The organism is Rhodovulum sp. DZ06 (assembly GCF_050586345.1).
In the GTDB taxonomy this organism is placed as follows: Bacteria; Pseudomonadota; Alphaproteobacteria; order Rhodobacterales; family Rhodobacteraceae; genus JBOCEF01.
Map to the genome: position 1 here is coordinate 23,569 of NZ_JBOCEF010000020.1, position 14,237 is coordinate 37,805.

Annotated in this window: 15 protein-coding genes and 1 tRNA gene; 8 read left to right on the forward strand and 8 right to left on the reverse strand. The window is 70.9% G+C overall.

The genetic code is table 11. From position 1 onward, the window contains the following. The first annotated feature begins 105 nt into the window (after nucleotides 1–105). The 4 genes from ACQ5SO_RS10615 to ACQ5SO_RS10630 all read left to right on the forward strand — a co-directional run bounded on the left by ACQ5SO_RS10615 (nucleotide 106) and on the right by ACQ5SO_RS10630 (nucleotide 3,683). Nucleotides 106–426: a hypothetical protein gene (locus ACQ5SO_RS10615; protein WP_430941573.1), complete on the forward strand. Its 321-nt coding sequence runs from the start codon at nucleotides 106–108 to the stop codon at nucleotides 424–426. A 615-nt stretch (nucleotides 427–1,041) separates the two neighbouring features. Beyond that, nucleotides 1,042–1,368, forward strand: a complete 327-nt coding sequence (locus tag ACQ5SO_RS10620; RefSeq protein WP_430941574.1) for a hypothetical protein — start codon at nucleotides 1,042–1,044, stop codon at nucleotides 1,366–1,368. Between the two features lie 102 nt (nucleotides 1,369–1,470). After that, the gene (gene prfB / locus ACQ5SO_RS10625) at nucleotides 1,471–2,598 is read left to right on the forward strand and encodes a peptide chain release factor 2 (protein WP_430941575.1); all 1,128 of its coding nucleotides are present in this window, start codon (nucleotides 1,471–1,473) and stop codon (nucleotides 2,596–2,598) included. A 692-nt stretch (nucleotides 2,599–3,290) separates the two neighbouring features. Next, complete coding sequence (locus tag ACQ5SO_RS10630; RefSeq protein WP_430941576.1) at nucleotides 3,291–3,683, forward strand: hypothetical protein; 393 nt, start codon at nucleotides 3,291–3,293, stop codon at nucleotides 3,681–3,683. Nucleotides 3,684–3,840: 157 nt separating this feature from the next. Here the strand turns inward: ACQ5SO_RS10630 and ACQ5SO_RS10635 are convergent, their stop codons facing one another. The 5 genes from ACQ5SO_RS10635 to ACQ5SO_RS10655 form a co-directional block, all read right to left on the reverse strand. After that, complete coding sequence (locus tag ACQ5SO_RS10635) at nucleotides 3,841–4,389, reverse strand: bactofilin family protein (RefSeq protein WP_430941577.1); 549 nt, start codon at nucleotides 4,387–4,389, stop codon at nucleotides 3,841–3,843. Then, nucleotides 4,379–5,797: a DUF5930 domain-containing protein gene (locus ACQ5SO_RS10640; protein WP_430941578.1), complete on the reverse strand. Its 1,419-nt coding sequence runs from the start codon at nucleotides 5,795–5,797 to the stop codon at nucleotides 4,379–4,381. Before ACQ5SO_RS10640 ends, ACQ5SO_RS10635 begins: the two co-directional genes overlap by 11 nt. Further along, entirely contained in the window at nucleotides 5,798–5,929 is a 132-nt protein-coding gene (locus ACQ5SO_RS10645; RefSeq protein ID WP_430941579.1) for a hypothetical protein, read from the reverse strand. Between the two features lie 164 nt (nucleotides 5,930–6,093). Continuing rightward, nucleotides 6,094–7,023, reverse strand: a complete 930-nt coding sequence (gene argF / locus ACQ5SO_RS10650) for an ornithine carbamoyltransferase (RefSeq protein ID WP_430941580.1) — start codon at nucleotides 7,021–7,023, stop codon at nucleotides 6,094–6,096. Continuing rightward, nucleotides 7,020–8,216, reverse strand: a complete 1,197-nt coding sequence (locus tag ACQ5SO_RS10655) for an aspartate aminotransferase family protein (protein WP_430941581.1) — start codon at nucleotides 8,214–8,216, stop codon at nucleotides 7,020–7,022. Before ACQ5SO_RS10655 ends, argF begins: the two co-directional genes overlap by 4 nt. A 337-nt stretch (nucleotides 8,217–8,553) precedes the next feature. Here ACQ5SO_RS10655 and ACQ5SO_RS10660 point away from each other — a divergent pair, with 337 nt between their 5' ends. The 3 genes from ACQ5SO_RS10660 to ACQ5SO_RS10670 all read left to right on the forward strand — a co-directional run bounded on the left by ACQ5SO_RS10660 (nucleotide 8,554) and on the right by ACQ5SO_RS10670 (nucleotide 9,416). Continuing rightward, entirely contained in the window at nucleotides 8,554–9,012 is a 459-nt protein-coding gene (locus ACQ5SO_RS10660) for a glyoxalase superfamily protein (RefSeq protein ID WP_430941582.1), read from the forward strand. A gap of 132 nt (nucleotides 9,013–9,144) precedes the next feature. Further along, on the forward strand, nucleotides 9,145–9,330 hold the full coding sequence (locus tag ACQ5SO_RS10665) for a hypothetical protein (RefSeq protein WP_430941583.1): 186 nt from the start codon (nucleotides 9,145–9,147) through the stop codon (nucleotides 9,328–9,330). After that, a tRNA-OTHER gene (locus ACQ5SO_RS10670) sits at nucleotides 9,309–9,416 on the forward strand. The genes ACQ5SO_RS10665 and ACQ5SO_RS10670 overlap by 22 nt, the downstream gene beginning before the upstream one ends. Before the next feature lie 163 nt (nucleotides 9,417–9,579). On the opposite strand, the gene thrS is transcribed toward ACQ5SO_RS10670, so the two are convergent. From thrS to ACQ5SO_RS10685, 3 genes are all read right to left on the reverse strand, one after another. Next, a complete protein-coding gene (thrS, locus tag ACQ5SO_RS10675) occupies nucleotides 9,580–11,541 on the reverse strand; it encodes a threonine--tRNA ligase (protein ID WP_430941625.1) in 1,962 nt (653 codons plus the stop codon). 248 nt (nucleotides 11,542–11,789) lie between these two features. Continuing rightward, complete coding sequence (locus ACQ5SO_RS10680) at nucleotides 11,790–12,209, reverse strand: hypothetical protein (RefSeq protein ID WP_430941584.1); 420 nt, start codon at nucleotides 12,207–12,209, stop codon at nucleotides 11,790–11,792. Continuing rightward, nucleotides 12,206–12,649 carry an NUDIX domain-containing protein gene (locus tag ACQ5SO_RS10685; protein WP_430941585.1) on the reverse strand — a complete coding sequence of 148 codons (444 nt, stop codon included), beginning with the start codon at nucleotides 12,647–12,649 and terminating at the stop codon, nucleotides 12,206–12,208. The genes ACQ5SO_RS10680 and ACQ5SO_RS10685 overlap by 4 nt, the downstream gene beginning before the upstream one ends. Before the next feature lie 340 nt (nucleotides 12,650–12,989). On the opposite strand from ACQ5SO_RS10685, the gene ACQ5SO_RS10690 reads away from it, so the two are divergent. Continuing rightward, nucleotides 12,990–14,015: an Hsp33 family molecular chaperone HslO gene (locus tag ACQ5SO_RS10690; protein ID WP_430941586.1), complete on the forward strand. Its 1,026-nt coding sequence runs from the start codon at nucleotides 12,990–12,992 to the stop codon at nucleotides 14,013–14,015. The last annotated feature ends 222 nt before the right edge of the window (nucleotides 14,016–14,237 follow it).

The window sequence follows — 14,237 nt, forward strand, 5'->3', positions numbered from 1 at the left end:
CATATTTCGGTCACTCTTCGCTCCGCCGCCGTAAGGGCGTGCCGGGGGCGGAGGCGGAGTCCGTTCTGCACCGGGCGCCCTTGGCGAGTTGGGCAAGGTAACGGGATGTTTGATATGGTTGACAGGAATCTGAGTGGCGAAGACGCCGGGCGAGACCAGGCGCATGGCCTCGAGGCGAAGGTCGACCGGCTCACGGCCGTTGCAGAGCGCATGGTGGTCTCCATGAACGCCATGTCCGCGAAAGTGGACGGCATGGACGGCCGTCTCGGCGGCGTCGAGACCAAGCTGAGCGACCTGGAGGCGCGGCTCACCGCGCTTGAAGTCAAGAGGGAAGCGGAAACAAAGCCTTACGGCAAGTATCGCTCTCCCGACCTGCGTGAGACGCGAGAGCGCGACGCGGGCTATTTCCTCATTTCCGAACTCTGACGCCTCCCGGCGAGGCGCGTCCGCGCTGGATCCGGGCAGGAAGCGACGCCGACGGCGCGCCCCCACGCGGGGCGCGCCGTCGGCGATTCTGGCCTGTGGCAAGAATTCGAGCGAGGGCGCGCGGTGGTCCGGGTCTTGGAGGTCTGGTATCCACGAAGAAACCGTCTGCGGTGCGGGGGCTGCCCAGCGCAGGGCCGTATTCAACGGTTCCATCCCGTAATAATCCCATGATTTAGGAGCGATGAGATCCTGAGTGCGCGTGGGGTTTGGCCGCAAGAAAACGAATCAGATTTCGGTATTCTCAGTGGAGTCTTCGGGGCGCCTGCGGGATTTCTTCGATGCCGAAGGCGCGGCTCATCTCGGGAAGCGAGCGCCGCGAAGCCATCTTTCCTGTGCGTCCGGGCGTTTCTTTTTCAGCGCCCGGCGGGAGCGGCGGGGCAAGGGCGCGCGCAGCGTGAACAAGCTCCCCTCCGGAGCGCATCGCGCGGATGTCGTTTCAGCCGGGCCGCCGGGGCAGGCGTCGGCGGACATCCTGTCCCGCAAATCCCGCGCCGCCCCGGGCTGTCCGGGACGCCGCGCACATGTTCAGAACGCGTTCCCACGCCGCAGGCCGCCATGACCCCGCTCACCCCCGAGATGCTCCGCTGCCTGCGCCTCTACGAGGTCCCCGAGCGCAAGATCGCGGCGCTGGGCGGCGACAGCCAGGTGGTCGCGGATGGCGGCATCTGGGGCGATGACTTCGACGATTTCTACGCGATCCTGTCCGAGGTCTACCGCTCGGACGCACTGATCCCGGCGGAATGCATGCCGGGCGAGGGGGAGCGTTTCCGCATCCCGCTGATCTGGATCCCCTTCCTGGCCCGCACGCGCGAGGCGCCGCGCACGCCCCTCTCCTTCGCCGAGCCGGGTGCGATCATGCGCGCGGGCGCCCGCCCCGGCTGACCGTCCCGCGCCGCGCCGTCCCGCGCCGCCCCTTGCCGCGCCCCGCGCCGTCCGGTATCCAACCGGACGCCCATTCCGCCCATTCCGCCGGGAGTCCTCCGCATGCGCGCCGAAACCCAGTCTATCGTCGCCGAGATCGAGAAGTCGCTCGAGCTGCTGCGTCAGCGCCTCGGCTGGGAGACGGTCGAGCACCGGCTCGAGGAATACAACGCCATGTCCGAGGACCCGGACCTCTGGAACGACCCGGAGAAGGCGCAGAAGCTGATGCGCGAGCGTCAGCAGCTTGTCGACGCCTACGAGGCCTGCACCGGCATCGCCCAGGAGCTCGCCGATCAGCAGGAGCTGATCGAGATGGGCGAGATGGAGGATGACGCGGAGGTGGTGAAGGAGGCCGAGCAGGCCCTCGCCGCCCTCAAGGAAAAGGCCGCGCAGAAGGAGATCGAGGCGCTGCTGAACGGCGAGGCCGACGGCAACGACACCTTCCTCGAGATCAACGCCGGCGCCGGCGGCGTCGAGGCCTGCGACTGGGCGCAGATGCTGGCGCGCATGTATGTGCGCTGGGCCGAGAAGGCGGGCTTCAAGGTGGAGCTCATGTCCGAGAGCGCGGGCGAAGAGGCCGGGATCCGCTCGGTCACCTACCAGATCAAGGGCGAGCGGGCCTACGGCTGGATGAAGACCGAGAGCGGCGTGCACCGGCTCGTGCGCATCTCCCCGTTCGACAGCCAGGCGCGGCGGCAGACCAGCTTCGCGTCCGTCTGGGTCTACCCGGTCATCGACGACAATATCGAGATCGACATCCAGCCCAATGACATCCGGGTGGACACCTACCGGTCCTCGGGCGCGGGCGGCCAGCACGTGAACACCACCGACTCGGCCGTGCGCATCACCCATATCCCGACCGGGATCGTGGTGACCTCCTCCGAGAAATCCCAGCACCAGAACCGCGCCAACGCCATGGCCGCGCTGAAATCGCGCCTCTACGAGATGGAGATGCGCAAGCGCAACGAGGCGATCCAGGAGCAGCACGACGCCAAGGGCGATGCGGGTTGGGGCAACCAGATCCGCTCCTACGTGCTGCAGCCCTACCAGATGGTGAAGGACCTGCGCACCAACGTGGAGACCTCGGACACCCAGGGCGTGCTGGACGGCGGGCTGGACAAGTTCATGGCCGCGGCGCTCGCCATGGACATGACGGGCAAGAGCCGCGCGGACGCGAACGCGGAGGACTGATCCGGGGGCCGGCGCGCGGCCTTTCCGGGGGAAGCGCGCGGGCGACCGGGACGGACGGCAGGGGGCCGGGGCGGCGCGGATGGCGCGGCCCCGGCCCCTTGCGTTTGCGGGGGGGTGGAGGGGCCGCCCCTTGCCGGTCCGGCCGCCGCTGCGGGCCCGGCCTGCGCCAGGGGCGGGGCTTGACCCGCGGGCGGCGGCGGCACAGGGGGCCGCTCCTGCGCCGGGGCGGGAGCTAGACCGGCGGGCGGCGGCGGCGCGGGCTTTTCCCTGCGCCCTGCGCCCTGCGCCCTGCGCCCTGCGCCCTGCGCCTATCCGATCGGTCAGGACGCCATGCCTTCGCGCGCGCCTCTCATCCCTTCCACATGTCGCGGACCCCGGGGCGTCCCGGGTATACGTAATCCAGCGCCGGGGGCATCCCCCCGCCTCCCGGCGCGACGGGGCGCAAGACCGGCCCCGCCCCGCGCCCGCCGTTCCCCCGCGGCGCGCCGGGGCGGGGCCGCCCCGGCCCGGGCCGACGGCCCGGGCAGGCCCGCCGGGGCCGCCGCACTGACGGCGGCGCGCCCCGGACCCGCCTTCCCCACGCGCCCGGAGGCATGCCGGGCGCCCCGGTGGACGGGCGCGGGCCGCCAGACGCCCCCGTCCGCGCGGCCCCCCGGCCGCGCGGACGCCGACCCAGGCAAGGAGCCCCGCCCATGACCGCCGTTCCCAGCGCTGACCTGCACGCCGCCCTCGACGCCGCCGCCGCCGCCGACACCGGCGCCGCCGCCCGCGGCCCGTTTCCCTTCCGCCTGCTGGCGCTGGGCTACGTCGCCGGGCTGGCGCTGGCCGTCGGCATGGTCGGCGCGGGCTTCGGGGCGCTCTCCGCCGCCGCCATCGGCTGGTTCGGCGGGGTGGCCGCGATGATCGGCATCCCCCTTGTCGAGGGCGGCGTGCAGCGCTTCCTCGCCCGGGTGAAGGCCGGCGCCCGGGACGAGGCGCGCCGCCGGGTCTCGCAGCAGGCCCGGGCCGAGGCGCAGGGCTGGGCCGAGCCGGGCGTCGACCGGCCGGCCGCGGCCGCGCTCCTGGTCCCCGTCGCGGCGCGCTGAGGGCTCGCCGCACCGCGCAGGGGGGCGGGCGGGCGGGGCGCCTCGCCCCCTTCCCCCCCGGGCATCCCCCCGAAACGCAGGAAAGGCGCGGACCGCGAGGTCCGCGCCTTTCTGCATGTCCGTCCTGCCGCCCCCGCGCGCGGGGGCGCGCCGGCGATCAGTCGTCCGAGGAGGACGGCGCCGGGGAGGCCGAGGGCGCCGGGGCCGACGCGGCCGGTTTCGGCGCGGGCTTGGCGCCGCCGCCGAGCGGGTCGTCCGAGCGCTGCACCGAGCCCTCGAAATGCGCGCCGCTCTCGATCGCGATGGTCTTGTGGATGATGTCGCCCTCGACCCGGGCCGAGGAGGTCAGGCGCACCTTGATGCCGCGCACCCGGCCCACGACGCGGCCGTTGACCACCACGTCGTCGGCGACGATCTCGCCGCGGATGGTGGCGGTCTCGCCCACGGTCAGCAGGTGGGCGCGGATGTCGCCCTCGACCTCGCCTTCCACCTGGATGTCGCCGGTGGTCGAGATGTTGCCCGTGATCGTCAGGTCCTGGCTCAGCAGCGACGGCGGCGCCTTGGGGCGCGAGGGCGCCGGGGCGCTGGGCGCCGAGGAGGCGGAGGACGAGGGCGGGATCGGCGGCGCGCTCGGCGACGGGGCCGGCTTGGTCGCGTCGTCGCGCTTCGCGTCGATCGGGTCGGTGATCTTGGACTTAGAGAACATTGCGCGCAGCCTCGATGTACTTGAGCGGGTTCACAGGCTTGCCGCCGACGCGCACTTCGTAATGCAGGTGCACGCCGGTGCTGCGCCCGGTATTCCCCATATCCCCGATCCGGTCGCCCTGCGCAACCCGCTCGCCCTTGTTCACGCGAAGCTTGTTCATGTGCGCATAGACGGTTTCATAGCCGAAGGCGTGCCGGATCTTGACCACGCGGCCATAGCCGGACTGCCATCCGGCGAAGGTCACGACGCCTTCGCCGGTGGCGTAGATCGGCGTGCCGCGGCCGGCGGCGAAATCGGTGCCGTTATGCATCCGGGCCCGGCCGTTCTTGGGATCGCGCCGCACCCCGAAGCCCGAGGTGAAGCGGAACGAGGACCGCACGGGCTTGGCCAGCGGCAGCTTCTCGGCGGCGATCTTCATCAGCGACGCGCGCTCCAGCCCCTGCATCAGGGCGGCGACGCGGGCGCCTTCAAGGCCCCCGGCGGCGAGGTCGGCGGCGCCCAGATCCCCGGCCACGGGGATGAAGGGGCCGCCGGAGCCGGCGTATTCGCGGCGCACCGACTCGACCAGCCGCTCGACATCGAGGCCCGCGCGGTCGAACACCGTCTCCAGCGCGCCAAGGCCCACCTGCACGGCGTCCTCGAGCCGGTCGAGCATCCGCGCCCGGCGGGCGGCGGCCTCGGCCGTCTCGGCCTGCAGGGCGGCCAGCGCCGCCTCGGCGTCCTGCGCCTCGGCCATCGCCGCGTCGCGGGTCGAGGCGGCGTCTTCCAGCGCGTCCGACACCGCCTGCATGGTCGCGGCCCAGTCGGTCTCGGCCTGCTCGACCGAGGCGAGGCGGTTCTCGGCCTCGCCCAGCGTCTCGGCCATGTCCGCCTCGGCGTCCACCGCCGCATCCCGGCGGGCGACGGCGTCGCGCAGCTTGGTCTGCAGGGTCTCGAGGGCGATCGACAGCTCGCGCTCGGCCTCGGCCGCCTCCACCAGGCGCATCTGCTGCGAGGAGAGCTCCCCGGTCAGGGCCGAGAGGCGGTCCTCGTGGGCGTGGAGGTCATGGCGCAGCATGTCGCGCTCGGCCACCAGCTTCGCCACCACGTCGTCGCGGCTGGCGGTCAGGCGGGCGATGCGGTCGTCCCGCTCGCGCTCGAGCTGGGCGATGCGGCTCTCGAAGCTGGTCTCGACCGCGACGAGGCGGTCCTCGAGGGCGCGGCGCTCAAGGCCGGTGGTCATCCAGGCGGCGGTGCTCACCGCGCTCCAGCCGACCAGCAGCAGGGCGGCGACGCCGAGGCCCAGCTGGGCGCCGGGCGAGACCCGCACGTAGCGGGTCGAGCTTTCGGTGCGGATGACGATCCTGCGTTCGGCAGGGCGCCAGCCGCGCGGGCGGGGCGCCCCGTCGCGGTCGTCGCTCGTAGTCATTCACGTCCCTCTGGCCGCGATCGAAAAGCGGCTCTTCGTTCCTTTCACCGCGCTGGGGCGCAGCGGCATGGTTTCGGGCATATATTTTTTATGACTGTTGCCCGCGCGCATCATTAGCGGATGCATGGTCATATTTCAACCATTTTCGTCAGTGGAACGGCATCCCGTTCCCCGGATGATTCGCGCCACGGGCCTGCGGCTTCGGCCGCGTTCGCGTCCCGCGTGTCCGTGTTCCCGGACGTCTCGCGGGACGCGGCCCCCGGGCCGCCGCGGGGCGGCGGTCCGGGCGGGGGGCTTCAGCCCCCGAAGCACCAGCGCAGGATGCCCTTCTGGGCGTGCAGCCGGTTCTCCGCCTCGTCGAAGATGACGGAGTTCGGACCGTCCATCACTTCCGAGGTCGCCTCGTCGCCGCGATGGGCGGGGAGGCAGTGCATGAAGAGCGCGTCGGGTTTCGCGTGCGACATCAGCTCGGCGTTGACCTGGTAGGGACGCAGCTGGTTGTGGCGCCGCTCGCGCGCGCTCTGGGGATCGTGCATCGACAGCCAGGTGTCGGTGACCACGAGGTCCGCGCCCTCGACCGCCTTGCGCGCGTCGCGCTCGATGGTCACGGCGGCGCCGCCGGCACGGGCGAAATCCACCGCGTCGCGGGCCGGGTCCAGGGTCTGCGGCCCGGCGAAGGTCAGGTCGAACCCGAAGCGCCCCGCGGCGTGCAGGAGGCTGGCGCAGACATTGTTGCCGTCGCCGCACCAGACCACCTTCTTGCCGGCGATGGAGCCGCGATGCTCCTCGTAGGTCATCACGTCGGCCATGATCTGGCAGGGATGCGAGCGGTCCGTGAGACCGTTGATCACCGGCACGCTCGCGTGCTCGGCCAGCTCCTGCAGGGTGCCGTCGTCGAAGGTGCGGATCATGATCGCGTCGACATAGCGCGACAGCACGCGGGCGGTGTCGGCCACCGTCTCGCCGTGCCCCAGCTGCATCTCGGCGCCCGAGAGGACCAGCGTCTGGCCGCCCATCTGCCGGATGCCCACGTCGAAGCTGACCCGGGTGCGGGTCGACGGTTTCTCGAAGATCAGCGCCACCATGCGGCCCGCCAGCGGCTGCTCGGCGTCGGGCGCGGCCTTGGGGGCGCCGTTCCGGGCGTCCTTCACCGCGCGCGCATCGGCGATGATCCCGCGCAGGTCGTCCGCGGGGATCTTGTCGAGGTCGAGGAAATGCCGGGTCATGCGACGCCCCCCTTCAGCTTCGCGGACACGGCCGCGGCGGCGGCGTCGAGGCGGCGCAGCCCCTCGTCGATCTCGTCGTCCGAGATGTTGAGCGGCGGCAGCAGCCGGCACACGTCGTCGCCCGCCGGGACGGTGATGACCTGGGCGTCATAGCCCGCCTTCACCACCTCGATCGGCGCCAGCTTGCACTTGAGCCCGAGCATCAGCCCCTCGCCCCGCACGTGGTCGAACACGTCCGGGTGCGCGGCGACCAGGCCCTCGAGGCCCTGGCGCAGGCGGCCCGCGGCGGCGGAGACGCGGGGCAGGAAGCTTTCCTCCTCCAGCAGCTCCATCACCTTGAGCGCGATGGCGCAGCCGAGCGGGTTGCCGCCATAGGTCGACCCGTGGGTGCCCGCGGTCATGCCCTTCGCGGCTTCTTCCGTCGCCAGCGTCGCGCCGATGGGGAAGCCGCCGCCGAGCGCCTTGGCCACGGTCATGATGTCCGGGGTCACCCCCGCCCATTCATGCGCCCACATCTTGCCGGTGCGCCCGAGGCCGCACTGGATCTCGTCGAACACCAGCAGCGCGCCATGCTCGTCGCACAGCTCGCGCAGGCCCTTCAGGCACTGCGGCGGGATCGGGCGGATGCCGCCCTCGCCCTGCACGGGCTCGATGAACACCGCCGCCACGTCGCCGCCCACCATCGCCTGTTTCAGCGCCTCGTGGTCGCCGAAGGGCACATGGGTGAAGCCGGGCATCAGCGGGCCGAAGCCGTCGACCATCTTGGCCGCGTCCGACAGCGCGATGGCGCCGGTGGAGCGGCCGTGGAAGCAGCCGCCGAAGCTGATGAAGCGGATCTTGTGGTCATTGCCGTCCGCGTGGTGCTTCTTGCGCGCCATCTTGATGGCGAGCTCGACCGCCTCGGTGCCCGAGTTGGTGAAGAACACGGTGTCGGCGAAGCTGATCTCGGTCAGCTTCCTGGCCAGCGCCTCCTGGTGGGGGATCTCGTAGAGGTTCGAGACATGCCAGAGTCGTCGCGCCTGCGTCTCCAGGGCTTCAACGAGAGCGGGATGAGCGTGCCCGAGGACGTTGACGGCGATGCCCGCGCCAAGGTCCAGGTATTTCTCGTTGCTCTCGGTCGTCAGCCAGGGGCCGCTTCCTTCGGTGAAGGTAAGGGGCGCCCGCGCATAGGTCGGAAGGACGGGCGTGATCACGCGCTTAAACTCCGGTTTGCACTCCGGCCGGGGGGCGGGAAATCAAAACCCCCTCCGCGGCCGGTGCGAAGGGGGAAGGCGATTTGATGGGGGCGCCGCGCCCGCGAGTCAATGAAAATGGCGGTTCCCGCTTGTTCAGCATGCGATTCCGTGCCATTGCCCGGCGCAAGGGGCGCGAAGGCCCCGCCGCCCGCAGGGCCGGTCCGGCCCATGGTGAACCCTTCGCATCCCGTCTGTCGACGCCTGCTTGTCCCAAGCGCGGCCTCGGCGGCAACGCGGGCGCCGCCTTCCGGGGGACGCTTCCCCCGACGCTCTCGCCGCGCGAGAGGATGAGACGATGACCACCGAACATGCCGGGCGCCGCCCGGTTCCGCCCGTCCCGCGCCTCAAGGACCAGGCTGCGCGGCTGCGCGCCCGCGCCCATGCGCGCGGCGAAGAGATGAGCGCGTCCCAGGCGCTCGAGGCGCTGGCCCGCCTGATGGGGGCGCCCGACTGGAACACCCTGCGCGCCAGCGCCGTGAAGGGCCCCGAGGGCGCGCCGCTGGAGGCTGAGGAGAAGGTCTGGGCGCGCTACATGGGCTCGGACCCCGTCCGCGCGAAGGTGCTGCGCGTGGCGCTGGGCGAGAAGCCGGGCCTCTGGCGGGTGCAGATCCAGTTCCTGGAAAGCCGCGAGGGCAAGAACCTCTCCCCCGTCCACCTGTCGCGCGAGCGGGTGCAGGCGGATGTGGACGGCGCCGGGGTCTCGGTCGGGCGGCTGTCCTCGGGCATTCCCCACCTGGCGCTGGAGCTGCGCTGAGGGAATGGAAGAAGCGAAGTTCTTTTTTTAATTTGGCGGTGGCTCTTGAAACATTCTGCCTCGTGGGGGGGCAAATCAGCCCTTGACTATACTTCGGTTTCCTGCTAGTTTTGGCTGAAATTCAGCTCGGCCTTGGTCGCTCTGGATGCACTCATCATCGGTATCGTGCCGTGGCTTGTTGCTTTCCTGCCCCTGTTTCGCTGGTTCTTGATTGTCTTGAGCTTTGAAAATGGAGGAAGTGGAATGAATATATACATTGCTGCAATCGACACTGTCTTGGCTATTCTGGCGGCGCTGCGGGGTCTGGGAAGCAAGTGAAGCCACGACAGTCGATGCCTCGAGTCCCATCCGTGACGCCAATCGCTGGGAGCCGCCGGGCGGTTCGAATCCGCCACCCCGCACCATATTCAGCCCCGGACCAAGGTCCGGGGCTTTTCTTGTGCTAGAGGTCAATGGTGCTGGGGCGGGGAAGAACACGATTGGCCTTTTGATCTTTCGGAAATTGAAAAGGGCGGCCCGCCGGGGCCGCCCTTTTTCGTTCCGATACGCCTGCGCAGCGCCGGGCGATCAGCCCTTGCGCAGGTCCGGCGGGGTCGCCTCGTCCGCCAGCGCCGCGACGGCCTCGTCGAGGCTCATCACCGTCTGGCCCTGGGCGCCGAGACGGCGCACCGAGACGGCGCGGTCCTCGACCTCCTTGCGGCCCAGCGCGATGATCGCGGGGATCTTGGCGTTGGAATGCTCGCGGACCTTGTAGTTGATCTTCTCGTTGCGGGTGTCGAGGCCGACGCGCAGCCCCTTCGCCTGCAGGGCCGCGACCACCTCGGCGGCGTAGTCATCCGCGTCCGAGGTGATGGTGGCCACCATCACCTGCTTCGGCGCCAGCCACAGCGGGAAGCGGCCCGCGTGGTTCTCGATCAGGATGCCGAGGAACCGCTCGAACGACCCGAGGATCGCCCGGTGCAGCATCACGGGCCGCGCGCGGGTGTCGCCGGCGGTGGTGTACTCGGCCTCGAGGCGTTCCGGCAGGTTGAAGTCGGCCTGGAAGGTGCCGCACTGCCATTCGCGCCCGATCGCGTCGGTCAGCTTGAAGTCGAGCTTCGGCCCGTAGAACGCGCCCTCGCCGGGGTCGATCTCATACGGAAGGCCCAGCGACTTGATCGCGCCTTCCAGCGCGGTCTCGGCCTTGTCCCAGACCTCGTCGGACCCGACGCGGGTCTCGGGGCGGGTGGAGAACTTGATGTCGAACTTCTCGAAGCCGAGATCCTCGTAGACCGAGGACAGCAGCTTGATGAAGTCCGCGCATTCCTTCTCCAGCTGGTCCTCGGTGCAGAAGATATGGGCGTCGTCCTGCACGAAGCCGCGCACGCGCATGAGGCCATGCATGGAGCCCGAGGATTCGTAGCGGTGGCACGACCCGAACTCCGCCAGGCGCAGCGGCAGGTCGCGATAGGACTTGAGGCCCTGGTTGTAGACCTGCACGTGGCAGGGGCAGTTCATGGGCTTGAGCGCGTTGGTGCGCTTCTCGTTCGCATGGGACCCGGCCTCGGACCCCTCGTCGATCTCCGTGATGAACATGTTCTCACGGTACTTGTCCCAGTGCCCCGAGGCTTCCCAGAGCTTGCGGTCCACGACCTGGGGGGTGCGGATCTCCTGGTAGCCGGCCGCGTTCTGGCGGCGGCGCATGTAGTCTTCGAGGGCGCGGTACACGGACCAGCCCGCCGGGTGCCAGAACACCATGCCCGGGGCCTCTTCCTGCAGGTGGAAGAGGTCCATCTCCTTGCCCAGCTTGCGGTGGTCGCGCTTGGCGGCCTCCTCCAGCATGGTCAGGTGGGCCGTGAGTTCCTTCTTGGTCAGGAAGGCGAGGCCGTAGATGCGCTGCAGCTGCTTGTTGCGGTGATCGCCGCGCCAATAGGCGCCCGCCACGTGGGTGAGCTTGAACGCATCCGGCGGCACCTGGCCGGTGCGCGCGAGGTGCGGGCCGCGGCAGAGGTCCTGCCAGTGGCCGTGCCAGTACATGCGGATCGGCTCGCCCTCGGGGATCATGCCGACGAGTTCGACCTTGAACGGCTCGTTGGTGGATTCGTAGTGGGCGATCGCGCGGCTCCGCTCCCAGACCTCGGTGGTCACGGGATCGTTGGCGGCGATGATCTCGCGCATCTTCTTCTCGATGGCCTCGAGGTCGTCGGGCGTGAACGGCTCCTTGCGGTCGAAGTCGTAATACCAGCCGTTGTCGATGACCGGGCCGATGGTGACCTTCACGTCGGGCCACAGCTCCTGCACCGCGCGGGCCATGATGTGGGCGCAGTCGTGGCGGACGAGCTCCTCGGCCTCCTTGCGGTCCTTCATGGTCAGCAGGGCGAGCGCGGCGTCCGCCTCGATCTTCTCGGAGAGGTCGGTGAAGCGCCCGTCGATGCGCGCGGCGATGGCGGCCTTGCCGAGGGACTTGGCGATGTCGGCGGCGACGTCCCCGGCGGTGGTGCCGGCGGGGTAAGTCCGCTGAGCGCCGTCGGGCAGGGTGACGGTCACCATGCGGTTTTCGGGCGCGTCGAGCATCGGCTTCATCCTTGGACTTGAGGTCATGAAATGGATCAGGCCCCCGCGCGGAGGGTCCGGGCGGGGCGCACGCACCCTATGCGGGGGCGGGGCCAAGTCAAGGAAATGCGGCGCCGCGGAGGGGGTGCGGAGGTGGGGACGGGGGCGCCGCGCCGGGCGTCATGCGGGCGGCGGGCCGGGCGCCCGCGGCGCGCGGCGGGCGGGGGCGCGGGCGGCAGGGGGCGTCAGGCGTCGTCGTGGTAGACGTGGAAGAGCGCGATGCAGAACGGGTCCTCCGCGTCGGTCTCGTCGATGATCCCGGCGGCTTCCTGCGGCCATTGCGCGAGATGCCCGTCCATCAGCGGCATCACGTTGTCGAGCGCGACGAGGGTCATCTGGGCCAGCCTGCCGTCCTCGGCCAGCTCGGCGTCGAGGGCGGCGCGGAAATCAGCCTCGTCCCCCATCGCAACCACCTGGGCGAAGGCGCCCTCGCCGGGGTCGAGCAGCTGGTTCGGGCCGCGCGGGCGCAGGTGGGCGAGGCCGGTCCAGGCCCAGGGCGCGGCGAGCGGGTCGTGCCCGTGCTCGTGCCCGTGGTCATGCCCGTGGTCATGGTCATGGTCATGCGCGCGGCCGTGCCCGCAGCCGGGCTTGTCCCCGCCGCTCATACCCGCCCGTCCAGCAGCGCGCGCAGGAACCAGCGTTCGCCCGAGACGCTGAGCCGCTCCGCCGCCTCCTCCGCGTCCATCCAGACGGGGGTGTGGTCCGGCTCGTAGGGCTCGGACAGTCGCCGACCGGCCTGGCACAGGTGGATATGGCAGATCTTGCGCGCCCACATGGAATAGTCCGGCATCCAGCAATAGCGCTGGAAGGCCCCGAGGCGGCGGACATGGCGCACGCGCCAGCCGGTTTCCTCCCACACCTCGCGGTGGAGGGCGGGCAGGGGCGATTCGCCGGGGTCGATCCCGCCGCCCGGCAGCAGCAGCGATTCCCCCTGGTTGGGCGTGGCGGCCAGCAGGATCTCGCGGCCCGAGAGGATCACGGCATAGGCGCCGGGGCGCTCGCGATAGGGGGCGTCGGGGCGGACGGCTTCGCCGAAACGGCGCATGGGCGGCTCCGTGAACTGGGGACCGGGGCAGGGACCCGGGGAGAGGCGGCGAGGGCGCGGCCGGGCCGCGGCCCGGCCTGGGGCCCCGGGAGCCGCCGCCCGCGAGGGGGGACGGCCCGAACCTCGGGGCGGCGGGGCGCGGGGTCAAGGCGGCGGCGGCGCGCGGGGGGCGGCGGCGCTGCGGCGGCAGGGCCCCTGCCGCCCGGCGAAAACCCCGCCCGGCGGCGGGGACGGGCCGCCGGGGGGCTGGAAGACGCGCGCGGGCGCCTATATGGAACGGCTTCACGCCCGGGGCCGTTCCCCGGGCCACCCGCGATCCGCGCGCGCCCGGAGGATTCCCATGACCGATGCCGCTTCCCGCAACGAGGACGTCGTCCTCCCCTTCCAGCTCGACGCCGCCGACGTGCGCGGCCGCGCCGCGCGGCTCGACGGCACGCTGGTGCGGATGCTCGAGGGGCACGACTACCCGCCCGTGGTCGCGGGCCTCGCGGCCGAGATCGCCCTCATCACCGCCCTGATGGGCCAGGCGATGAAGCTGCGCTGGCGCCTGTCGCTGCAGGTGCGCGGCGACGGGCCGATCCGGCTGCTCGCCACCGACTGGTTCGCGCCGACCAAGGAAGGCGAGCCGGCGACGATCCGCGCCTATGCCGGTTACGACCCCGAGCGGCTGGACCTGCTCGCCCCCGCCTATCCGCAGATCGGGCGCGGCATCTTCGGCATGATCATCGACCAGGGCATGGGCATGCAGCCCTACCAGGGCATGACGCCGCTGTCGGGCCAGTCGCTGGCCGATTGCGCCGAGACCTATTTCGCCCAGTCCGAGCAGATCGCCACCCGCATCATCGTCACCATGTCCGAGGTCGAGACCCCCGAGGCGGGCCGCACCTGGCGCGGCGGCGGCGTGATGCTGCAGCAGATGCCCAAGCCGGGCATGAGCAAGCGCGCCCCGGCCGAGGGCGGCTCGGGCGAGGGCGGGCTGCTGTCCTCGGCCGACGTCGCGGCGATGGGCGGCGAGGATCACGCCGAGAAGTGGAACCGGGTGAACATGCTGCTCGACACCGTCGAGCAGTCGGAGCTGCTGGGCCCGGAGGTGACGATGGAGACCCTGCTGCTGCGCCTGTTCCACGAGGAGACGCCGCGCGTCTGGGACAAGCAGCCGGTCGCCTTCGGCTGCACCTGTTCCGCCGACAAGGTGGTCGCGGCGCTGCACCAGTACTCGGCCAAGGATATCGGACACATGACCAATGACGAGGGCAAGCTGACCGCCGACTGCCAGTTCTGCGGCAAGCATTACGAGTTCGACCCGAAGACCCTCGGCTTCCAGGCCGAGGAGCGGCCGGAGGAGAACGGCGATCCGCAGGGGTGAAGTTCCGTTCGAACGTCATGAAAACGGCGGCCCCCCGGGGCCGCCGTTTTGCGTTTGGAGAGCCGTGGCGGGGGCTTCGCCCCCGATCCCCCATCGGGAGGGAGAACCCTCCCGAACCCTCCCCTTTTGTTAGGGGCTGATTCCTGAATCCGGGTTGCGGGAGGAGGGGGGGCGGAGGAGGAGGGGATGAATCCCCTCCTCCCCTGCGCAATTAAGCGCCGA